The organism is Caulobacter sp. P1_D6 (genome assembly GCF_056406095.1).
On the sequence record NZ_JBFUAW010000096.1, the window covers coordinates 1 to 439 of the forward strand.

1 protein-coding gene is annotated in these 439 nt (G+C 64.5%); it reads left to right on the plus strand.

What is annotated here, in order from left to right; translation table 11 throughout:
• On the plus strand, positions 1-439 hold a 439-nt coding region (locus AC1DYP_RS24840), incomplete at both ends, for an FtsW/RodA/SpoVE family cell cycle protein (RefSeq protein WP_477048570.1).

The window sequence follows — 439 nt, forward strand, 5'->3', positions numbered from 1 at the left end:
GGTCCTGTGGACCGCGCTGGGCATCACCGGGTTCATCGCGGTGCTGGTGCTGGTTCGCGACTACCGGACGCTGGCGCGCTACGGCTACACCCTGGGCCTCGGTGGCCTGATCTTCCTCGCGCTCCCGGCCATTCTTCCGTCGTCGCTGTCCGAGGTGAACGGCTCGAAGATCTGGATCCGCCTGCCCGGCTTCAGTATTCAGCCCGGTGAGTTCTCGAAGATCCTTCTCCTGATCTTCTTCGCGTCGGTGCTGGTGGCCAAGCGCGAACTCTTCACCACCGCGGGCAAACACGTCCTCGGCATGGACTTTCCCCGCGGCCGCGACCTCGGCCCCATCATCGGCGCGTGGATCGTCTCCATCGGCGTCCTGGTGTTCGAGAAGGACCTGGGCACGTCGCTGCTGATCTACTGCACGGTGCTCGTGATGATCTACATCGCC